At 52.3% G+C, this 21,930-nt stretch carries 14 protein-coding genes; 3 read left to right on the forward strand and 11 right to left on the reverse strand.

Features of this window, described 5'->3' with window-relative positions:
* The first annotated feature begins 139 nt into the window (after positions 1 to 139).
* From HY774_09250 to HY774_09260, 3 genes are all read left to right on the forward strand, one after another.
* Positions 140 to 424 (forward strand): ferrous iron transport protein A, encoded by a 285-nt coding sequence (locus HY774_09250; GenBank protein ID MBI4748665.1) that lies wholly within the window; start codon positions 140 to 142, stop codon positions 422 to 424.
* An 89-nt stretch (positions 425 to 513) separates the two neighbouring features.
* Positions 514 to 2,748, forward strand: coding sequence for a ferrous iron transport protein B (feoB, locus tag HY774_09255; protein MBI4748666.1), 2,235 nt, complete (start codon positions 514 to 516; stop codon positions 2,746 to 2,748).
* Positions 2,749 to 2,876: 128 nt separating this feature from the next.
* Positions 2,877 to 3,083, forward strand: coding sequence for a hypothetical protein (locus HY774_09260; GenBank protein MBI4748667.1), 207 nt, complete (start codon positions 2,877 to 2,879; stop codon positions 3,081 to 3,083).
* Between the two features lie 309 nt (positions 3,084 to 3,392).
* On the opposite strand, the gene HY774_09265 is transcribed toward HY774_09260, so the two are convergent.
* The 11 genes from HY774_09265 to thpR all read right to left on the reverse strand — a co-directional run bounded on the left by HY774_09265 (position 3,393) and on the right by thpR (position 21,921).
* Positions 3,393 to 6,329, reverse strand: coding sequence for a CHAT domain-containing protein (locus tag HY774_09265; protein ID MBI4748668.1), 2,937 nt, complete (start codon positions 6,327 to 6,329; stop codon positions 3,393 to 3,395).
* Between the two features lie 148 nt (positions 6,330 to 6,477).
* Entirely contained in the window at positions 6,478 to 10,065 is a 3,588-nt protein-coding gene (locus HY774_09270; protein ID MBI4748669.1) for a tetratricopeptide repeat protein, read from the reverse strand.
* A 231-nt stretch (positions 10,066 to 10,296) separates the two neighbouring features.
* Positions 10,297 to 10,623, reverse strand: coding sequence for a sulfurtransferase (locus HY774_09275; protein ID MBI4748670.1), 327 nt, complete (start codon positions 10,621 to 10,623; stop codon positions 10,297 to 10,299).
* Positions 10,602 to 12,161 carry an NADH-quinone oxidoreductase subunit N gene (locus tag HY774_09280; GenBank protein ID MBI4748671.1) on the reverse strand — a complete coding sequence of 520 codons (1,560 nt, stop codon included), beginning with the start codon at positions 12,159 to 12,161 and terminating at the stop codon, positions 10,602 to 10,604. Before HY774_09280 ends, HY774_09275 begins: the two co-directional genes overlap by 22 nt.
* Before the next feature lie 165 nt (positions 12,162 to 12,326).
* Positions 12,327 to 13,874 carry an NADH-quinone oxidoreductase subunit M gene (locus tag HY774_09285; GenBank protein MBI4748672.1) on the reverse strand — a complete coding sequence of 516 codons (1,548 nt, stop codon included), beginning with the start codon at positions 13,872 to 13,874 and terminating at the stop codon, positions 12,327 to 12,329.
* 73 nt (positions 13,875 to 13,947) lie between these two features.
* Positions 13,948 to 16,101, reverse strand: a complete 2,154-nt coding sequence (nuoL, locus tag HY774_09290) for an NADH-quinone oxidoreductase subunit L (protein ID MBI4748673.1) — start codon at positions 16,099 to 16,101, stop codon at positions 13,948 to 13,950.
* Positions 16,102 to 16,228: 127 nt separating this feature from the next.
* The gene (gene nuoK, locus HY774_09295; protein ID MBI4748674.1) at positions 16,229 to 16,531 is read right to left on the reverse strand and encodes an NADH-quinone oxidoreductase subunit NuoK; all 303 of its coding nucleotides are present in this window, start codon (positions 16,529 to 16,531) and stop codon (positions 16,229 to 16,231) included.
* 166 nt (positions 16,532 to 16,697) lie between these two features.
* Entirely contained in the window at positions 16,698 to 17,204 is a 507-nt protein-coding gene (locus HY774_09300; GenBank protein ID MBI4748675.1) for an NADH-quinone oxidoreductase subunit J, read from the reverse strand.
* 81 nt (positions 17,205 to 17,285) lie between these two features.
* A complete protein-coding gene (gene nuoH / locus HY774_09305) occupies positions 17,286 to 18,311 on the reverse strand; it encodes an NADH-quinone oxidoreductase subunit NuoH (protein ID MBI4748676.1) in 1,026 nt (341 codons plus the stop codon).
* Positions 18,312 to 18,451: 140 nt separating this feature from the next.
* The gene (locus HY774_09310) at positions 18,452 to 20,692 is read right to left on the reverse strand and encodes a molybdopterin-dependent oxidoreductase (GenBank protein ID MBI4748677.1); all 2,241 of its coding nucleotides are present in this window, start codon (positions 20,690 to 20,692) and stop codon (positions 18,452 to 18,454) included.
* Between the two features lie 620 nt (positions 20,693 to 21,312).
* Positions 21,313 to 21,921: an RNA 2',3'-cyclic phosphodiesterase gene (thpR, locus tag HY774_09315; GenBank protein MBI4748678.1), complete on the reverse strand. Its 609-nt coding sequence runs from the start codon at positions 21,919 to 21,921 to the stop codon at positions 21,313 to 21,315.
* Between the last annotated feature and the right edge of the window lie 9 nt (positions 21,922 to 21,930).

Consider the following 21,930-nt stretch of genomic DNA (forward strand, 5'->3'; position numbering starts at 1 on the left):
GAGTAGCGAGTAGTGAGTAGTAAAACTGAATTCCTTTACCCGCGTTGTTTGAGTAGTTCCCTTTAAATCTCAAACGTGAACAACAGATTTGATTGACTACTTGCGACTCGCTACTCACAACTCGCTCTAAATGACATATATGACCGATTCCCAATCAACACCATCCCCAACAACGACTCCTGGCCGGGTAACCCTTGATACCCTGAAGATTGGTCAGGAAGCCCAAATTGAGCGACTTCGCGGTGGACGCGCCACCGCCCAGCGATTACAGGAAATGGGTTTGATTCCTGGCACGACGGTCCGGGTACTGAAATTTGCTCCGCTTGGTGATCCCATCGAATTGATGCTCCGTGGCTATCATTTAACCCTTCGGAAAGAAGAAGCCGCCTTGATTGAAGTAACCCTGTCAGTACCACCTGCGTAAGCGGGTGGACTGAATCTGAAGAGGCCACCCACCTGCTTACGCAGGTGGTACTGACAGCTCATTCTTCATTCCCTGGCTTTGTTGTTTTTATGAGTTCATCCCGTCTTGACCCGGCGATTTCGTCCCCGCCCGAACCAACTTCCCTCCGAACAGTCGCCCTGGCCGGCAATCCAAACTGTGGCAAAACCACTGTTTTCAATGCTTTAACTGGCCTTCGCCAAAAAGTCGGCAATTATCCCGGCGTCACCGTCGAAAAAAAAGAAGGCCGCCTGCGGGTTGAGCAGGTTGATTTGACGCTGGTTGACATCCCCGGAACTTACAGCCTGTCTGCTCGCTCACTTGACGAACAGGTTGCCCGCGACGTTTTGCTTGGGCTGATGGAAGGCGCGACCCGCCCCGATCTGATTGTATCCATTGTTGATGCCAGCAATTTGGAGCGCAATCTCTATCTGACAACCCAGTTGATGGAGCTTGGTCGCCCAGTCGTGGTGGCGCTCAATATGATGGACGTGGCCGCCCAAAACGGACTCGACCTGGATGCGCAACTCCTGTCCGAGCACCTTGGCGTTCCAGTCATCCCGCTGGTTGCCAGCCGAAACATCGGGTTTGAACAATTGCGGCACATCCTGATTGGTTCACTTCCCCCACTTCCCAAACGCCAGTGGACGCTCCCTCGCGAAGTTGAGCACGAAGTCCAAAAACTGGCCAATGTCCTGATTCAACAGGAGATTGAACCCGAAGCGGCTGAAGGCGAAGCCATTCGCCTGTTGCTCAATGACACCGAAACTTCCCCAATCAAACAGGAACTGACACCCGAAGTTGAGTCCCAAATTGCTGAATCACGCGCCTACCTTGAATCACTCGACATTGACTGGTGGTCGGTTGAAGCCGAAGGCCGCTATGGGTGGATTAAGAATGTCGCCGTTGCCGCCGGCGTGGTTCACCAAAAGTTTCGCCGAACAACCAGCGATAAAATTGACAGCGTGTTGACCCATCGGGTGTTTGGCCCGTTGATTTTTGCCGTGGTGATGGCCGTTGTTTTCCAAAGCATCTTTAAATGGGCTGAGCTTCCAATGAACTACATTGATCAACTCACAGCTCAAGCCAGCAACTGGGTGCGAACGCTGATTCCAGATGGTGACCTGCAAGGTCTGGTGGCCGAAGGGGTCATTCCCGGTGTTGGTGGGGTGGTCAAGTTCCTGCCCCAAATTCTGATTTTGATGTTTTTTATTTCGCTGCTGGAAGATACCGGCTACATGGCTCGCGCGGCGTTCATTATGGATCGCATCATGCGGCGGGTCGGGCTCAATGGAAAATCCTTTATTCCGCTGTTGAGTTCATTTGCGTGTGCCATTCCGGGCATTATGGCCACCCGGACGATTGAAAACTCAAAAGATCGGCTGGTGACGATTCTGATTGCCCCGTTGATGAGTTGCAGTGCCCGTTTACCTGTGTACACGTTGATGATCGGCGCGTTCTTCCCTGCCGATCAGACCCTGTTTGGAGTCATCACCCTGGCTGGGCTGGTGCTCTTTGCCATGTACTTGCTGGGAATTGTGGCTGCGATTTCAATGGGCTGGCTGTTTAAGAAAACACTCATCAAGAGCGGAACCACGCCACTGATTATGGAGCTTCCGCCCTATCGGCTTCCTTCCTGGCGCAATATTTTTTCTTCGCTCCTGAGCCGGACGGGACAATTTTTACAACGAGCAGGAACGGTTATTCTGGCTATCTCAATGATTCTGTGGTTTTTGGCGGCTTATCCCAAAACTCTGGTACTTTCCAGAAATTACAAGAGTGAGCAGCAAGCGGTTGAGACATTGTTCACGGCCCAGAAAATTTCGCTCGAAGAAAAAGATGCTCGTTTGGCTCAACTCTCCTTTGAAGAAACAAGCGAACGCAGCCGGATGAGCTACCTTGGCCGGATCGGTCACCTGATCGAACCGGTCATTGCTCCACTTGGATTTAACTGGAAAATTGGTGTCGGTCTGGTTTCGGCCTTTGCGGCACGCGAAGTCCTGGTCAGTACCCTGGCGATTGTCTATAGCGTCGGGGATGATTCTGACGAAGCGGCTCCCAGTCTGCATCAGGCATTGCGCAACGACCGCTATCCAGATGGACGCCCGGTGTATAGCCCGCTGGTTGCGATTTCGCTCATGGTCTTTTTTGTACTGGCGCTCCAATGTATGTCCACATTTGCGATTGTCCGTCGGGAAACCAATAGCTGGCGCTGGCCCTTTTTTATGCTCGGCTATATGACCTTGCTCGCTTACCTTGGTTCGTTGACGGTGTTTCAAGGTGGGCGGCTGCTGGGGTTTCAGTGAAGAATGAAGAAAGTGGTTAGTGGGTAGTGGGTAGTGGTTAGTGGTTAGTGGTTAGTGGTTAGTGGTTAGTGGTTAGTGGTTAGTGGTTAGTGGTTAGTGGTTAGAAATCATTCATTCTGTATCTGCCTATGGAACAAGAACTTTTAGCCCTGATGTGTGTTGCCGGAGCAGCCAGTTATCTGGTTTGTGGATGGGTGCGTCGAACATTCCTCCGACCTTCGGTTGAGGGACCAGGGTGCGCCAGTGGATGCGGGAAATGCGGTTCAGCTCCGACAATGCCTCCGGCTTCCCTGCCACGCCGGTCATTGCCGGTGATTCGACCCACATCACAATAAAGAAAGTGGTTCTTGGTTCTTCTTCGAAAGTATTGATTTCTAACCACTAACCACTAATCACTAACCACTAAGGGAGTCGGATGGAAATATCATACCACCAGGGTTCAGGGTTCAGGGTTCAGGGTTCAGGGTTCAGGGTAGGCTAATCCAACTTGAGCCGTAACCGCCGGTTTCCTGGTACTCATCTTGAGCGGAACCCGTTGCTTCATCGCCTCAAACCCTGAGCCCTGAACCCTGAACCCTGGTTCATTGGGACTTTATTTTCTTCTGGGTCCCTAACCACTAACCACTAACCACTTTCTTCATCCTTCATTCCGCCAGTTTCGTCCAATCACCCGACTGGATAAACGACGCCCAGTAAAACGGATGCTGGCGTTTTGGGTCTTTGAGTAGCTTGAGTTGAGTGTTGCGCAAGGCTTCGCTGCGGCCTTCGCCAGCTTTGAGGCGCGTGTAATATTCGGTCATTAGTTCTTGAGTTCCTTGATCTGAAACGGCCCATAAACTCATCATTTGGGCTTCGCTCCCGGCCAGCACCAGCGCCCGTCGGAGGCCATAGACCCCATCCCCGTTTTTGACATCCCCCAAACCGGTATCACAAGCCGAAAGTACAACGAGCTTCGTTCCCCACAAATTGAGTTGCGCCGCTTCCAGCGCGGTCATCACCCCGTCATTGTCTCCGGTCCCACCCCGATTTGCTCCCGCAAAAAACAGCATTGACCGCAACAGGGGATTTAATTCACGCTGGTTTTCATAGTCTTTTAGCAGTTCGGCCAAAGCCTGTCGAGATTGGGGCGATTCAGCGACTGCAAGTTCCTGGGGTACATCTTCCAGAAAATATCCGTGCGTGGCGATATGCAACATTTTTGGCCTGACAGCCTGTTTGAGAATGGCTTCCGTTGCGTCAGATTTCATCTTTAATTGTGCTTCAGGAAACATCGCTTTGATTTCCTGACCTTCTTTGCGGGTTCCCGACAGCCGTGACAACCGATGCACTGCCCCCCTCGACAACTGCGGTCCCGTCCCATCCGCATAATCGGGGTCGGCCATCACCAGCGGGGGTTCCTGGCTCTTCACTTTTGCAGCCATTCGCAGCAAGTCACGCCCACTGGTCAGGTAGGTCAAGGTATAATTTTCCACCAAAAACTTCCCGTTTTCATCAACCAATGCTGAAAAGGGAATCAGATTCAACGCCCCATCCGGAGAAACCAGCAGGTGGCGGGTGGATCCGATCAGATTCCGTACTGGCTTCATCACCAGCGTGTCCAGAACTTTGGATAACGGTTGAACTTCTTTGACAAAATCTTTCTTTGAATTCCCCAATGCCTGGCGTAGCGCTCCAACAACCTGGTCAACGGCTTCGGCCTCACCCAGGTCAACCCAGAGTAGGGTTTTGGGTTCCGGGTTCCGGGTTCCGGGTTCCACTTTTTGAAGATCGCCCTTCTCCTTTGAACCTGAGTTCGGTCCAGAAAAAGTATCTGGCTGAGATTGAATTCCCTTTGCTTCAGACTTTGAACCATGAACCCTGAACCCTGAACCCTGTTTTTCGGCCCCTGTCCTCTGCCTGAGCACATATGCCACATACCGTGGTTTTCCAAACGTTCCTGTTTTCACATCAAAAGGCTGATACAGGGCATATTCCACCAAAGCCGCATTGGCTGGAATCAATTTTTGTATCGCTTCCAGGGTAATCGGAGTGGTCTGAACTTTGAATTCTCCGGACAGACGGCTGATCTCGTTTTCCAATTTTTCTTTTTGATCTTCCAGTACCCGCATGCTGGCGTGATGTTCTTCCGGCTTCTTTTTTCCTGGGCCACGCAACGTCAGAACCGAGATTTGGCTGGCCAAATTTGCATAATCATCCAGCAGTTTTTGGGTTTTGGGACGCTGCTGATTCCGCAAAATCGCCAGGGCGTTGGTCATCGCATCCAACCCTCGTCCTTTGCGGCGGAGAATCACGGTGAGAGCGGCCCGGAGAGCGGCTGGGTCTTGTGGTGCTGTCTGAACATGCAAAGAAATTGTGAGGTCCGTCTTATTTGCGGTCTTTTTCAGATACAGTACTTTTTGGTTTTCCGAACCGGAAACCAGATTGCGGGCCAGATCGCTTTCGATGGCGTCATTGCTCCGTGACCGATATCCAACTGCCTGAGTTATTTCGCCTGTGGCCTGATAGAACACAGCCAGGTGGCTAAGGCTACTGGCAACAGACGGATGCTCAACACCCAACGCTTTTTCCCTGATCGTCAATGACCTCACCAAAAGCGGCTCGGTCCTGGAATACTCGCCCCTGGCCTGGTAGACCACTGCCAGATGATTGAGGTTTTCGGTAATTGATGGATGCTCAACACCCAATGCCTTCTCATAAATCGCCAACGACTTCACTAAAAACAATTCGGCTTTAGCATAGTCACCTTTGACTCGGTAAATTCCGGCCAAATTATTGAGACTTTCAGCGACGGAAGGGTGTTCGGCCCCCAAAACTTTTTCCCGAATCGCCAACGACCTCATATACAGCGACTCAGCCCTGGCGTATTCACCTTTGGCCCAGTGAAGACCAGCCAGGTTGTGCAGACTGACCGCAACAGATGGGTGTTCGGCGCCCAACAGCTTTTCCCTGATTGCCAATGCCCTCGCCAAAAGCGGTTCGGCCTGCGGATAATCACCTTTGGCGAGATAGTGCACAGCCAGACTATTGAGCGTATTCGCGACAAGTATATGTTCAGTACCGAGTGCCTTCTCCCTGATCGTCAATGACCTTACATACAAGGGTTCAGCCCGCGTATACTCACCCTTGTCATTATAGAGCGCCGCCAGGTTATGAAGGCTGCCGGCAACAGACAGGTGCTCAGAACCCAATACTTTTTCATACATCGCCAACGACTTCACCAAAAGCAGCTCGGCATTGGTGTACTCCCCTTTGGCTTTGTAGACCTGAGCCAGGTTGTTGAGGCTCTCAGCAATCAGGGCGTGCTCTGGTCCGAAAATCTTTTCCGCTTTATCCAGAGCTTGTTGAGCAACGGGTAAAGCCTGGTCATATTTTCCGGCCTGATAAAGTTCCTCAACTTCCGTATGCAGTTTTTTAATCTCACCTTGAGCCTGTTCCGGCTCGGCGATTTCTTTGCTAGAGGAATTTTGTGGACTGGATGTTGGAATTTTGGTTTGTGGGCACAGATGGGCCATTGGGATGGAAATCAATCCACTAAAAACAATGAGGATGATCATTACTAACCTGAACAGGTGTCGTTTCATCCGGTATTCCTCCATGGTTTAGGTCAATATCAACTACCATTTTGGACGTGGGGCTTAGAACTCCGGGCCTAGAAAAACACAGTTTTTTCAATTACTTAACCTTCTGTGCTTATATGAAATGATGAGTTAGACCCCTCCAACCCTGTTTTTACAGATGCCCCCACTGCCCCGATTGAATAAACGAAGCCCAGTAAAACGGATGGCGTCGTTTGGGGTCTTTGAGCAGCTTGAGTTGGGTGTTTCGCAAGGCTTCGCTCCGGCCTTCGCCAGCTTTGAGGCGCGTGTAATATTCGGTCATCAATTCGCGCGTGCCCTGGTCTGAAACCGACCACAGACTCATCATTTGGGCTTCGCTTCCGGCCAGCACCAGCGCTCGCCGGAGACCATAGACCCCATCACCGTTTTTGACATCACCCAAGCCGGTGTCGCAGGCCGAAAGCACAACGAGCTTCGTTCCCCACAAATTGAGTTGTGCGGCTTCCAGTGCCGTCAGTATCCCATCGTTGTCGCCACTCCCACCCTGATTTGCCCCGGCAAAAAACAGCATTGACCGCAATAGTGGATTCAATCCACGCTGTTTTTCATAGTCTTGCGGCAATTTCGCCAAAGATCGTTGAGCTTGAGGTGAATCATCTGTGGCAGGTTCTGGCGGTGCGTCTTCCAGAAAATACCCATGCGTGGCGATATGCAGGAGCTCCGGCCTGACGGCTTGTTTAAGAATCGCTTTTGTCGCTTCGGCTTTCATCTTTAATTGGGCCTGGGGGAAAATCGCTTTGATCCCTTCGCCTTCGAGACGTGTTCCCACCAGTTGCGACAATCGGTGCAGTGGGCTTCCCAGCAGTTGTGGTCCGGTCCCTTCTTTATAATCCGGATCAGCGATCACCAGCGGCGGTTCCTGGCTCTTAATCTTGACGCCCAGTCGCAGCAAATCACGTCCGCTGGTCAGGTAGGTCAAGGTGTAGTTTTCCACCAGAAACTTCCCGTTTTCATCAAGGAGTGCCGAAAATGGAATCAGATTCAAGACACTATCTGGGGAAATCAGCAGGTGGCGCGCGGTTCCGACCAGTTTCCGCACTGGCCGCATGACCAGTTTGTCCAGGGCCTGCGACACGGATTGGATTTCTTTGAGAGCACTTTTCTTGGGATTACCGAGCGCCTGACGCAGTGCGCCAGCGGCCTGGTCAACCGGTACAGCATCACCTAAATCGGCAAACTGGATGTGTCCGCTATGGGTGAGCAGATAAACGGCGTAACGAGGATTTCCAAACTGGTTGGCTTTTACGTCATAGGGCCGATACACGGCATATTCCACCAGTGCCGCATCAGCGGGAATCAGTTTTTGAACGGCTTCCAGGGTAATCGGGCTGGTCTTGACTTTAAACTCCCCGGATACACGGCTGATTTCGTTTTCCAGTTTTTCTCTCTGGTCTGTCAGTGACCGAATGTCGGCCAGATGGTCTTCCGGATTCTTTTTTCCTGGGCCACGCAACGTTAGAACCGAGATTTGACTGGCCAGATTCGCATAGTCATCCAACAATTTTTGAATTTCGGGACGTTGCTGATTTCGCAAAATTGCAATGGTGTTGGTCATGGCATCCAGCTCTCGCCCTTTGCGACGCAAAATCACGGTCAGGGCAGCCTGGATGGCAGTCAAATCGCGCGGCGCGGCCTGGATGTGCAAGGAAATGGTGCAATCCGTGCGGGTTGCCGTTTGTTTCAGATAGAGCGCCTTCTGAAGTTCGGAACCAGAAGCCAAATTACGGACCAGGTCACGTTCGGTGGTGTCATTGCCACGTTTCCAATACTGAATCGCCTGAGCCGTTTCTCCTTTAGCCTGGTAGAGCACCGCCAGGTTGTTGAGGGTAGTGGCTGTTTCCGGGTGGTCGGCGCCCAGAGCCTTCTCCCTGATCACCAACGATCTCACCAAAAGCGACTCGGCCCGGGTGTACTCACCTTTGTCACGATAGAACACAGCCAGGTTGTGAAGGCTACCAGCAGTTTCTGGGTGGTCAGCGCCCAGAGCCTTCTCCCTGATCGCCAACGCCCTTATATACAGCGGCTCAACCTGTGTAGAGTCACCTTTGTCACGATAGAACACAGCCAGATTGTTGAGGCTGCTGGCAACAGATGCATGTTCAGCCCCCAATGTCTTCTCATTGATTGCCAACGACCTCAAAAAAAGCGGTTCAGCACGTGCATAGTCACCTTTGTCACGATAGAGCCCAGCCAGATTGTTCAGGCCGTTGGCGACAGATGCGTGTTCAGCCCCCAACACCTTTTCCAAAATCGCCACCGATCTCAAAAAAAGTGGCTCGGCCCTGGTGTAATCACCTTTGCTGTAATAGAGCAAGGCCAGGTTGTTGAGACTGGTGGCAATAGACGGATGGTCGGCACCCACTACTTTCTCCCGGATTGCCAATGACCTCACATACAGCGACTCAGCCTGTGTATAGTCACCTTTTTCAGAGTAGAGCAAAGCCAGGTTGTTGAGGTTGAGGGCAACCAGCGGATGGGTAGTGCCTAACACTTTCTCAAAGATCGCCAACGATTTTACATACAGGAGTTCAGCCTTGATGTAGTCACCTTTTTCACGGTAGAGATCAGCCAGATTGTTCAGGTTGACCGCCGTCTCCGGGTGGTTTGCACCCAAGGCTTTCTCTCTGATTGCCAACGACCTCACAAACAACAATTCGGCCCGTGTATATTCACCTTTGACCTGGCAGAGCGCAGCCAGGTTATTGAGGCTGGTGGCAACATCTGGGTGGTTTGCGCCCAACGTCTTCTCTCTGATTGCCAAGGATCTCATATAGAGCGACTCGGCGCGTGGGTAATCGCCTTTGGCTGTGTAGAGTAAAGCCAGGTTGCTGAGGCTCGTGGCGACAAATGGGTGTTCAGCACCCAACGTTTTCTCAAAAATCGGCAACGCCCTCACATACAGCGGTTCGGCCCGTGTATATTCACCTTTGGTCTGGTAGAACACAGCCAGGTTGATGAGGCTGGTGGCAACATTCGGATGTTCAGCGCCCAGAACCTTCTCATAAATCGCGAGCGATCTCACATACAGTGGCTCGGCCTTGGCCAAATCACCTTTAGCGCGGTAGAGCACCGCCAGGGTGTTGAGGTTCCCAGCAACGAGAAGGTGCTCCGATCCAAAAATCCTTTCCGCCCTGTCCAGAACCTGTTGAGCGAGTGGCAATGCCTGATCATATTTTCCAGCCTGACGAAGTTTCTCAACCTCTGCACTCTGTTTTTCAATCTCAATTTGAGCCCGATCCTGTTCGGTGGCCACCCTGACAGGTTCCACGCTCAGGTCATATTTGCCCGGCGGAGCTGTTTTTTCCAATGACTCAATTTCAATGGAATACCTGCCTCCCTGCTCAATGATGGCGGAAATCGGTTCCGACCCCTGCGTGCCGTTGGGACTGTCTACCTCTTGCAGTGTTTTTCCATCTGGCCCAATCAGGCGCACCACGACATCAATCCCACGTTGCTCCACCACCAGTTTCAGGTAATCGTTGGTTTTGAGCTGAAGCGGGTAGCTGTGTTTTTCCCCACTGTTGAGTTCGCGTTCAATGGGTTTGCCCGGTGTGAGTTGGGGAATGGATTTCGAGTTGACTGATGACTGACTGGTGCTCTGAGTTGAACTCTGGACCTGGAGTTCCTGACCCAAAAGAAGACCGAGCGAACCAATCAGCGAGACACTGAGAATGCGCTGCAGCCGGACAAACCTGTGCATGAATTTTCCTCGGGGGAAAGGTGTGTTGGATGAATTTGGCTGAATCTTGGAATTTGGAGCAGGGCAGGAAGAAACTCAGTGTACCAGGAAGCCAAAAGAAAGCACACCAGGCACGATTGAAGTGAATAAAATGGAAAAATCCTTTCAGTCTTTTTTTCTGGCTGTAAATCAAAAAGCACGTTCTTTTCCAGAACGTGCTTTTTGGTTTTTCATCAAATTGTGTTTGTCAGGTTAATATTTCGGAATGGTTGGATCAATCCGATCACTCCAGGCCAGAATACCGCCCGCCAGATTTTTCACATTCTGAAAGCCTTTTGACATCAGGAAGTGGCAGACCCTGGCGCTTCGGGCACCGGACCGACAATGAACCACAATTTCCACGTCCGGGTTCAATTCTGAATAGCGCGACTCAATCACACTCATCGGGATCAAGGTCGTGTCGGCCAGATGGCAGATGTCATATTCGTGTGGTTCGCGAACGTCGAGGATGAACGGCCTGTCGCCTTGATCAAGGCGGGCTTTGAGTTCTTCAACGGTTATTTCGAAGCTGTTGCCCATGCCGAATCTCCTTTCTTAACGGGTGATTGATACTGAGCCGCTGCGGCTGGGGCATCTTTGTCTTTATTTTTCAACAATGGCTCGGGGTAGACACCCAGCGCAAAAACCAGTAATGCGGCGGCGGCCAACGCAACGCCGGATTCAAAAGAAATGCGCGGCGGAACGTATTCGCCTTCCCGGTTTTGAAAGAACATCACCACCAGTGGACGCAAATAATAGTAGAGCGAAACCGCACTGGTCAGCACGCCAATGATCACCACTGGCTGGTATCCGGCAAACCATGCCTGCTTAAAGACCACAAACTTCCCGATGAAACCAGCGGTCAATGGAATTCCACCCAGACTGAGTAGGAAAATCATCAACAACACTGAAAGCCCCGGATTTTGGAATCCGATTCCGGCAAAATCGTCAATTTCCGTCTTTTCATCACCCTGCCGGGCCAGCAGCGAAATCACCGTAAAGGCCCCCATGCTGGTCACGGCATAGGCAAGCATATAAAAGGCCACCGGTTTCCAGTCATTCCCCAAAATACCAACCATGCCATACCCGGCATGGGCAATCGAAGAATACGCCAGCATGCGCTTGATGTTGGTTTGCGTGATTGCCACCACGTTCCCGATGATCATTGACATAATGGCAATAATCACCACGGCACTTGTCCAGGTTGAATAGAGGGTGCCGCCGGCATTGGTACTTGAGGTTCCAAACAACACGGTGTCCTGGGCAAAGGCTTCGACAAAAACACGCAGGAACGCCGCAAATGCGGCAGCTTTGGGACCAGCCGCCATAAATGCCGTCACGGCGGTTGGTGCACCCTGATACACATCCGGCGCCCAGAGGTGGAAGGGCACCGTGGCAACTTTGAATGACAACCCAATCAGCATCAGGGCCGCGCCAATCATCAGAATCGGCATTGAGGTAACGTCACCCGTCAAAATCGCATCGTGAATCCGCGCCAGATTGGTGGTTTTGGTGGCACCATAGACCAGCGCAATCCCATAGAGCAGAAACCCAGTCGAAAAGGAACCTAAAATAAAGTACTTCAATGCCGATTCGTTGGACCGAACATCACCCCGCCGGTAGCCAGCTAACACATAGGTCGTAATTGAGAGGATTTCAAGCCCCAAAAACAACATCGCCAGGTCACCAGCGGCAGCCATCAACATCATTCCAACCGTGGCAAACATCAGCAAGGTGTAAAATTCACCCGGTGGAAGCCGCTCGTCATCCAGGAACTGCATGGATGCCAGGACTGCTAACGCCGCTACAATCAAAAAGATGAGCACAAAATACAGCCGCAACTGGTCGCTGACAAACATACCGCCAAACGCAGTGTACTCAGGGGCATTCCATAACCGAAGGAGACCACCACCTGCGCCGATGATTCCGGCCAGGGCAATCACCCCCGAGTCCCGCCGTCGCTCCTGCGGCGAAAAGGCGTCATACATCATGATGACAAAGGCCGTCAGGGTAATGCAGATTTCGGGAATGATGACAACGTAGTCTTGGAGCTTGGGAAGTTCAGGTAAAATGAACATAAGACAGTTTTTTCGGTCAGATTTCTTTACTCAATTCGGATTAACAAAATCAAGGCACGTGGCAAGTTTCAGAAGGTTTTTCTTCAAGGTTCAAACTTTAGATTCAGGACCCTTTCGACCACCGAGGAGTTGATTTACTACTCGCTACTCGCTCTTCACTTTTCTCTAGTGAGCCAGTTTGGTTTGCTGAGTATCGGCTTTGGCAACTTTGACGACCGCTTTCTGAACTTTTTCCATATCAGCGTGCATAGTGCGCAGGAACAGGTTTGGCGCCACGCCCATAATCACCATCAGGGCAATCAAGGGTGCCACCATCACGATTTCGCGGGTGTTCATATCTTCCAGTTTGGCGTTTTTCGGATTGGTAATTTCCCCAAACACCACTCGCTGGAGCATCCACAGCAAATAGACCGCCGATAAAATCACGCCTGTTGCCGCCAACGCCGTGTAGATCACATTGTGCTGTGAAATAAAGGCACCCAACAGAATCAAGAATTCACCGACGAACCCGTTGAGCATTGGTAACCCGGCTGAGGAAAGACAGGTAAAGACAAACAACACCGCATAGAGCGGCATCGGGGTCACCAGCCCGCCAAATTCTGAAATCAGGCGCGTGTGACGGCGTTCATAAATCATACCGACAAACAAGAAGAGCGCTCCGGTCGAGACACCGTGGTTGAGCATTTGATAGAGCGCGCCTTCCAACCCCTTATCGGTAAACGAGAAGATCCCGAGCACCACAAACCCAAGGTGGCTGACCGACGAATAGGCAACCAGCTTCTTCAAATCGGGCTGCACCATCGCCACCAGTGCCCCATAAATAATGCCAATCACCGACAAGATAATGATCGGCACGGCAAACTTGTGACTGGCCTCTGGGAAGAGCGGCAGGTTGAATCGAATCAACCCGTACGTTCCCATCTTGAGCAGGACAGCGGCCAGAATCACCGATCCGGCGGTTGGCGCTTCGACGTGGGCATCCGGCAACCAGGTATGGAGCGGGAACAACGGCACTTTAATCATAAAGGCCAGGGCAAAGGCCAAAAACAACCACGTCTGGGCTTCGGGCGAGATAATGGCGCGAGTGGCGACGTTTTGGGTGATCGTCACAATATCAAAGGTGAAGTTGCCGGTGGCCTGGCCATGAATGAAATACAGGCCGATCATCGCCGCCAGCATCAACAAACTGCCGACCACGGTGTAGAGAAAGAATTTGACCGCCGCATAAATACGCTGCTCCCCGCCCCACACCCCGATCAAGAAGTACATCGGCACCAGGACCACTTCCCAAAACAGGTAGAACAAAATCATGTCGAGCGACAAAAACACCCCGAGCATGCCGGTCTCAAGCAACAGCATGAACACCAGATATTCACGCACATACTTTTCAATGGCGGTCCACCCGGCCAGAATCGCAATCGGCATGGTAAACGTGGTCAAAATCACCAGCCACAGACTGATGCCGTCAACGCCCATGTGGAAGTTGACCCCCATGCTCTTGATCCAGGGAATGTTGATCGTCAGGCTCTGATCGGCATACCAGCCAATGAGCGGGAGCGACAGCACAAACGTCAACAGAGTCGAGAGCAACGCAAACCACCGCTGTGACTCTTCCGTGGCTTTGGTGGCACGTTGGTACACCACTAGCAAGAAGGCCGCCAGGGTCGGTAAGAGGGTGATAATCAACAGGATATATGACTTGAAGAAATTCATGGCAAAAGAAGAGGTTCGGGTTTCGGGACCTGGCGGAGGGTTGAAGCATCAACCTCCACCAGTCACCAGATGATCAAATGAACTTTCCAAGGAAGAAATAACCGATGAGCAGCACGGCGGCGGCAAAAATAAATGCCGCATAGGTCCGGGCAAAGCCGGATTGCAACCCACGCAGGTAATCGCCCAGACCGTACATAAATGTCCCCAGTCCATTGACAATCCCGTCAATGACCTTGACGTCAAAGATTTTCCAGAGACCTTCGCGGGAAAGATTTTCGATGGGCTTGATGATGACGGCTTCATACACTTCATCAACCCAGTATTTGGCTTCGAGGACAGTTGGCGGTTTCCAGAGCGGATTTTTGCTAAACCAGGTCCAGCCGATGGCAATTCCAATCGCGGCCAGAATCGCGGAGCCAATCGCCAGCATGCGCTCGGTGGATTCCATGGCCGGATCGTGATGGGCTTCAGCTTTGGGTTTGGCCGCAACAGCAGGTGTGGTTGCCTTTGGTTCGGCTCCGTGCGACGCACCGGAAGCACTGTGTCCAGGCGCTACTTTTTGCCCTGGTTCAAGTGGCTTTGGCGCGGCCTGTTCGCCAGCGGCATGGTGTGATTCAGTCACTGGGGCCAAAAATGCTTCAAACTGATTATGGCCGCCGAGGGCGTGAGGAATGCCAACCAGGCCACCAACCACTGATAAAATCGCCAGTACCACCAGCGGGCCCGTCATCACCCAGGGTGATTCGTGCGGTTTAAATGGTCCGTGATGATGACCGTGGCCATGATCTTTTTTACCGTGGTCATCGTGGTGATCGTCATGGCCGTGGTCGTCGTGACCGTGGCTTTCTTTATAGCGTTCGCCGCCTTCAAAAGTCACCACCATCAATCGTGTCATATAAATGGCGGTCAACAGTGCCGTGGCGACACCAAGTCCCCACAGAATCTTCCCGGCATCTCCCGGCAACACGCTGGTGCTAAAAGTCTTCCACAGAATTTCGTCTTTACTGAAGAACCCGGCAAATGGTGGAATCCCGGCAATCGCAATCCAGCCGCAGATCATCGTCCAGCGCGTCACCGGCATGTATTTCTTGAGGCCGCCCATGTAGCGCATATCTTGTTCGTGGTGCATCCCGTGGATCACGCTTCCGGAACCGAGGAAGAGCAGCGCTTTGAAAAACGCGTGGGTCATCACGTGGAAAATCGCCGCCGTGTAGGCTCCCACCCCGCACGCCAGGAACATATAGCCAAGCTGCGAAACGGTCGAATAGGCCAGAACTTTCTTAATATCCCACTGTCCAAGCCCAATGGTTGCAGCAAAAAGCGCCGTCAAACCGCCAATCACCGCCACCACCAGCAACGCCGTCGGCGCTTTGCTGTAAATTGCGTTGCAGCGCGCCACCATGTACACCCCGGCGGTGACCATCGTCGCCGCGTGGATCAACGCAGAGACTGGTGTTGGACCAGCCATCGCGTCCGGCAGCCAGACAAAAAGCGGAATCTGGGCGCTCTTCCCCGTCGCGCCAATAAAGAGGAGCAACGCAATCGTGGTCAATCCCCCGGCCATCACGGCTGCCATTCCGAAGGGTTCGGTTGGCAACTGAGCCGCCTTTTCCATCACCTCGGCAAAGTTGATCGTGCCGAAGTTGTTAAAAATCAGCAGCACGCCCAGCACCACGCCAAAGTCACCGATGCGGTTGAAAATAAAGGCTTTCTTCGCGGCATCCCCGGCTTCCTTCTTCAACAGGTAGTACCCGATGAGCAGGTATGAGCACACACCGACGCCTTCCCAACCGACAAACATCAGCAGGAAGTTATCTGCCAGGATGAGCGTCAACATCGCAAACATAAACAGGTTGAGATAGCAGAAGAAGCGATGGAAGCTCTTGTCGCCGTGCATATAGCCGGTGGCAAACACATGAATCAGAAAGCCCACACCGGTCACAAACAGCACCATAATGCCAGAGAGGGGGTCCAAGGCCAGGCCGAAATCGGCTTTGAACGTTCCCACCTGCATCCAGGTCGCCACATGTTCGGTCACCCGGCGAATGCCGTCAGCGCCTTCTTTGGCAGGGAGCAAGGCAGTGAAAAAGGTGTAAAAGGCGGTGAGTGCTGAGATTCCAACGGTGGAGCAGGCCAGCAGGCCAACCAGCCGTTCCGACAGCCGTTTCCCGATAAAGGCGAGGAGAATCGAGCCCACAAGTGGGGCAAGAACAATCAGTTTAAGCATAAAGAGTCCGTTGCTTTTGGCCCTAAAGGTCTTTCGTTTTTACAACTGGCCTTCAATGATTTCTGCTTTGTAACTATTGATTACAGAGATTTTATCAATACAAAAGGTCAGATACCCGAGACCAAAATCACATCTTTAACAAATGGGATTCATCAACGTCGAGTGTTTCACGGTTGCGGAACACCGAAATCACAATTGCCAGCCCGACACCGGCTTCAGCGGCAGCCACGGTAATGACCAGAAACACAAAAAGCTGCCCATCCGCCTGTTGAAAAAAGCTGGAAAAGGCAATCAGCGCCAGATTGGCGGCATTGAGCATCAGTTCAAGACACAACAGAACCGAAATCACGTTGCGTTTGACAAACACACCGACCGCCCCCACCGTGAACAGGAATGCGCTTAACAATAAATACCAGGACAGTGGAACCATAGTTTTTTGGGTATGGGGTTGGAAGTTTTTGGGTTAGTGAAGAATGAAGAATGAAGAAACCAGAATGAAGAAAAAACTATTTGGATAGCGAGTGTTTCTCCAGGTTTCATTCTTCATTCTTCATTCTCAATTCTTCATTCTGGTTTCTTTGTTCTGGCCCAGAAAGCTATTCTTTCTCTCGTTTTGCAAGGTGCATCGAACCAATAATGGCCATCAAAATCAGCACGGACGTGGCTTCAAACGGTAACAGATAGGTCGTCAACAGCTCTTTCCCGATGGTTTCGACCGTTCCCACACCAGGACTGACGGTTGGCGACTGGGGAATGGCCACTCGGGCCACCACAAAGACAAGCTGTGCCAGCAAAATCAATCCAAGTATACTGGCCACAGGTTTCAGGTAAGCGTGGTGATCAATATGGGTTGCCTCGCGACGCACGTTCAACAGCATGATCACAAAGACAAACAACACCATGATCGCACCGGCATAGACCACGATCTGAATGACCCCCAGAAAGTGGGCGCCCAGCATAATGTAAATGGCTGACAGGCCAAGGAAGGACAGAATCAGTGAAAAAGCCCCATAGAGCGGGTTTTTCTGCAAAATGACGCTGATGGCGCCACCCGCCACAATCCCGGCAAAAAGACAAAAAAGAATCTGTGGAAACAAAGACATAGCTCGCCACTCAGTGCGGATTGAAGCTCCGGTTCAAAAGTTCAGCGGGTGGGGCTGTCTGCCCCACCTGCTGTCGCAGTATTAGAAAAAGAGCGAAAGGGTTGCCGTTAACACGATGTTGAACAACGCCAGCGGAAGCAGGCATTTCCAACCAAAATCCATCAACTGGTCATATCGGAAGCGGGGCAGTGTGCCGCGCAACCAGATATACAGGAACAGGAAAAAGAAGATTTTGGCCGAGAAATAAACCGGTCCCAACAGCGGGAATTGATCCACGAACGGGCCTTGCCAGCCACCCAGGAAGAGCAGTGTCGCCATCGCCGAGGCCGTAATCATATTGGCGTATTCAGCCATAAAGAACATGGCAAATTTCATCGAACTGTATTCGGTATGAAATCCAGCCACCAGTTCGGTTTCGGCTTCGGGCAGGTCAAACGGCACGCGGTTGGTTTCGGCCACCATTGAAATCAGGAAGATCAAAAAACCAAGCGGTTGAAACATAAAGACATGCCACTGCATGCCAAACCAGCCGCTCTGATTGTTGACGATAGTGACCAGATCGAGTGAACCAGCTTGCAAAATCGCGCCGATGATAGACATCGCCATGGCAAGTTCATAACTCACCAACTGTGCCGACGACCGCAAACCGCCCATCAGACTGTACTTATTGTTTGAGGCGTACCCGGCGAGCACAATGCCATACACGCCCATTCCGGTCATTCCCAAAATCACCAGCACGGCCACATTGACCCGCGTGATGTGCATCTGGATTTCGCCAATTCCAGGAATGTTGATTGCACCGCCGAAGGGAATCATCACAAACGCCATTAACGCTGGGACCAGCGATGCCACCGGCGCCAGGGTGTACAGAAATTTGTCGGCATCCAGCGGAGTGATATCTTCTTTGAAAATAAACTTGATTCCGTCCGCCAGAGGCTGGAGCAAACCAGCCGGGCCAACACGGTTTGGTCCCTGGCGCATTTGAATCCACGCCAGCAACCGCCGCTCAAGCCACGTCAAATAGGCAATGACGGTCATCAACATCCCAAAAATCAAAAAGATCTTGACGCTCCACTCGATGATATAGCGTAAGAGTTTCGGATCCATGCTTCGTGTTCCTAAAAAGTTTGATGTCTCGCAACTGGGCTGAGGGCTTGGGGCGAAGGGCTGAAAAATACTTTTATTTGTCTTTAGCCTTGAAGGGGTTTTCCCTGAACCCTGAACCCCGAACCCTGAACCCTGAAAATCTAGTCTCCGCTGGCCGCCGCAAATTCACCTTCCCACTCGGCGGTTTCTCCGGCGTGGGATTCCCAGAACGGTTTGGCGTCAACCATGGTCGGAACCTGATTGAGCAGGGTTCCCATTCGGAACAATCCTTCGCCCTGTTCGACCACAGCCGTCAGGTGTTTGGCGGAGGTGTTAATTTTGGCTGTTTCCTGTTTGAGCGCCGCCAGAATTGGATCAAGTGCCACCTTTTCAACCACCGGTCGGGTGGTGCGCCAGGCACCGTTGGCGGCTTTGATTTCGGGCAAGCTGACGCCGGTATATCCGGCAACGGTTGTCCCGATTTCTTTGAGCAACGCTGGTGCCGAGCCTTTGGACGGCATATCAAGGCCCATTTCCTTGGCCACGGCCTGGGTGACCAGCCAGTCTGGACGCAACTGACCACGGCCTTCGAGCGCACGAGCCACCCGCTGGACCTGTCCGGCCAGATTGGTGAACGTTCCATCCTGTTCGGCATAACTTGAAACCGGGAAGACCACTTCGGCCAGACTCGCGGTTTCGGTCAAAAACAGCTCATGAACAATCAACAGATCAAGTTTTCCAAGGGCGTCTTTCCAGGCTGACCCATACTGGTCAACCGGATTGCTGCCGACCAGATACACGGCTTTGATGGAATTCCCAACCTGTGGCAGCCACGTCGCTGGATTTCCGGTCAGCCCCATATCAAAGGCGCCGACTGAGTTGTTGTACTGAGCCATCGGCACATAATGGACCTGCTTTTCAGTCCCATCCTGAACCAGGCTGCCCAGGCGGGCCAGGGCTTTGAGCGCTGCCCCCTGAACCGATGGACCAAAGACAATCAACAGATTGGTGGCTTTCAATACTTTTTCGCGAACGGCTTTGAGTTCAGCAACCGGCACGCCAGCCGTTTTGGCCATGGCTTCGACGCTGGTTTCATCAACCAGGGCCTGGACAATCGCACTTTCGGCGTTTGGACGAATATGGAGGAAGTTGTCAGCCTGACGGCGGGCAATCTTGATCGGGCGGGAGTTGACCACCAGCATTTGCGCGTCGTGCTTGCGTTCGGCATAGCGCACGCTAAACCCGGTGAGTGGGCTTTCTTCCGTCGGGTCGGCACCGATCATCAAGACCGTGGTGGCAGCCTGCATTTCGGCGTGGGTGGCAATCGGCGCGGAAGCATTGGCGAAAAACTCGCCTAATTCCATTGATCGGAAGTGCCCAACATTCGAGGTGTTGAGAGCTTTTCCAAACCGTGACAGGACATAGCCGGCTTCGTTGGTGATGCGGGGCGAGCCGATGATGGCCACGCTGGTATCACCGCTGGCCCGGCGAACGTCATTGAGTCGGCTGGCGGCATGTTTGAGCGCTTCGTCCCAGGTGGCAGGCACTAACTGGCCATTTTTGCGAATCAACGGCGTTTTCAATCGTTCCGGACTGCTGATAAAAGCACTGCCGTAGCGGCCCTTGACGCACAAAAACTCACCATTGATGCCCGTCATATCCTTTGAAGCAACCCGCACATACTCTTCCCCGCGCACGCCAAGGTTGATCTGGCAGCCGTCGGCGCAATAGGTGCAGGTGGTCACGGTTTCCTTCATATCCCACGGGCGGGATTTAAAGCGTGAATCAACCGAAAGCAGGGCGCCCACCGGGCAGACTTCAATACAGTTTCCGCACTGTTCGCAGCTTAAATCATTGCCATAAAAGCCGATCATCTCGTGGGTACCACGAAAGACCTTAGTCAGGGCGTGGACATCCATCCATTCTTCGCAGACCCGAATGCAGCGATAGCATTTCACACAGCGCTGTTCGTCATAGGCAATAAAGGGTGACAGGCGTTCTTCAACCTTGTCATTTTTCTGCACCATGTAGTCAGCATAGACCGTGCCGTGATCAAACGCCATGTCCTGCAATTCACACTGGCCGCCTTTGTCACACACCGGACAATCCAGCGGGTGATTGCCTAAAATGAAATCGAGCATGCCTTTGCGCATCTCAAGGATTTCACTTGAGTTGGTGGTCACCACCATGCCGTCGGTCACGGTCACGGTGCAGGAAGTGGCCAGCTTGGGCATTTTTTCAATCCGCACCAGGCACATGCGGCAGGCAGCCTGCGGCGTTAAGTCCGGGTAGTAGCAAAAGCTGGGGACATCAATCCCGTGGTCTTTACAGACTTCAATCAGGAGTTTTCCCTTGGGAGCTTGGTACTCCTTCCCGTCAATCGTCACTTTCACCAGTTCCATAAAAAATCCTACCTGTTTACTGACTGAATTTTGGTCGCGTGGAGCGTGGGGAGTCGGGACATGCCGAAGGCGTTCGGGACGAACGGCTTGGGTACAGGCATATCGCCTGGGTTGTCTGAAATACTGAGGTAAACTGGAAATCCTTTCACGATTCAGACTGGTTCGTATAGTCAACCTTCCGTCCAGCACCACGACCAGGGTCAGTACCACCTGCCTCAGCGGGTGGGGTTCGTTGTGTTAAGTCACCAAAGTCAGTACCACCTGCCTCAGCGGGTGGGTCAGTCACTGAGGCACAAGACACCCTGGCTGTGAAATTTCCCTCGAAACCGATCAAAACTCTTTCCGGAAGAAGGCTTTGCAAAAGACAGGAGCGAGTTTGCACCACCGGGCAAAACCATCGCCAAAAGGACTGACTCAACCGATCTAAAGTAAGTGATAGGAACAAGATACCGAACGTGTGATGATGGGCTACCCAGGTGAGTGTGGGCTTGGGTTTGAATGATGCGCGCGTATACTAGCGTCTGAAGTTATGGCTGACAAGCGTCAATCGAAGAAATTTGATTGGGTTTCATGCCAAAGGCTTTGATTCATTGGCTTTTTCCGCTTACTCCCAGGTACCGTTAAGCTTTTGGACTTTGTGGCCCTAACAGACACCGCGCTAGCGGCGTATAGCGTGACCCGGTCGGCAGCAATTCGCTTTTCATCACGATCAATTCTGAAACCGAAAAGGTAATTTTTGCAAAAGGTGTGCTCTGATGGGCTCTGGCCAAAGTCTGGTCTGATTTTTCGCCGCGCAACCGGGCCAGAGTCAAATGCGGGCTGAAGGGTCGCTCTTCGCGGGCAAAACCTTCATCGGCACAGGCCGTTTCAAGTGCGGTCTGCAACTGCCCGAAATTCCCCGTCGGATCTAAAACCCCAAGCCAGAGCACTCGGGCCCGGGCCAGGTTTCGCAACGGAAAAACACCAGGCCCATTCAGTGCCAGTTCAAACGGGTTGATTGAAGCCGCCGCCGTCTGAGCCGCACGGGTCAACACCGCCACATCAGTGGTTGAAATATCGCCCAAAAACTTGAGGGTCAGATGGAGCTTTTCGGGTCGTTCCCACTTCGCATGTGACTCGGGTACCTGTTGCCGGAGGGATGTGATATGCTCCGCCGCCTTTTTCCTGGCTTCGGCTGAAAGATCAACCGCACAAAACACACGCACCATTTCTAAATTCTTCTGTGTCATAGGTTTTCC

Source organism: Acidobacteriota bacterium (genome assembly GCA_016208495.1).
Taxonomy (GTDB): domain Bacteria; phylum Acidobacteriota; class Blastocatellia; order Chloracidobacteriales; family Chloracidobacteriaceae; genus JACQXX01.

Coding starts and splice junctions, on each gene's coding strand:
- HY774_09260 (MBI4748667.1), top strand. CDS start 2,877: ATGGAACAAGAACTTTTAGCCCTGATGTGTGTTGCCGGAGCAGCCAGT.
- feoB (MBI4748666.1), top strand. CDS start 514: ATGAGTTCATCCCGTCTTGACCCGGCGATTTCGTCCCCGCCCGAACCA.
- HY774_09285 (MBI4748672.1), bottom strand. CDS start 13,874: ATGAATTTCTTCAAGTCATATATCCTGTTGATTATCACCCTCTTACCG.
- HY774_09300 (MBI4748675.1), bottom strand. CDS start 17,204: ATGTCTTTGTTTCCACAGATTCTTTTTTGTCTTTTTGCCGGGATTGTG.
- HY774_09265 (MBI4748668.1), bottom strand. CDS start 6,329: ATGAAACGACACCTGTTCAGGTTAGTAATGATCATCCTCATTGTTTTT.
- HY774_09270 (MBI4748669.1), bottom strand. CDS start 10,065: ATGCACAGGTTTGTCCGGCTGCAGCGCATTCTCAGTGTCTCGCTGATT.
- nuoH (MBI4748676.1), bottom strand. CDS start 18,311: ATGGATCCGAAACTCTTACGCTATATCATCGAGTGGAGCGTCAAGATC.
- nuoL (MBI4748673.1), bottom strand. CDS start 16,101: ATGCTTAAACTGATTGTTCTTGCCCCACTTGTGGGCTCGATTCTCCTC.
- thpR (MBI4748678.1), bottom strand. CDS start 21,921: ATGACACAGAAGAATTTAGAAATGGTGCGTGTGTTTTGTGCGGTTGAT.
- HY774_09250 (MBI4748665.1), top strand. CDS start 140: ATGACCGATTCCCAATCAACACCATCCCCAACAACGACTCCTGGCCGG.
- HY774_09275 (MBI4748670.1), bottom strand. CDS start 10,623: ATGGGCAACAGCTTCGAAATAACCGTTGAAGAACTCAAAGCCCGCCTT.
- nuoK (MBI4748674.1), bottom strand. CDS start 16,531: ATGGTTCCACTGTCCTGGTATTTATTGTTAAGCGCATTCCTGTTCACG.
- HY774_09280 (MBI4748671.1), bottom strand. CDS start 12,161: ATGTTCATTTTACCTGAACTTCCCAAGCTCCAAGACTACGTTGTCATC.
- HY774_09310 (MBI4748677.1), bottom strand. CDS start 20,692: ATGGAACTGGTGAAAGTGACGATTGACGGGAAGGAGTACCAAGCTCCC.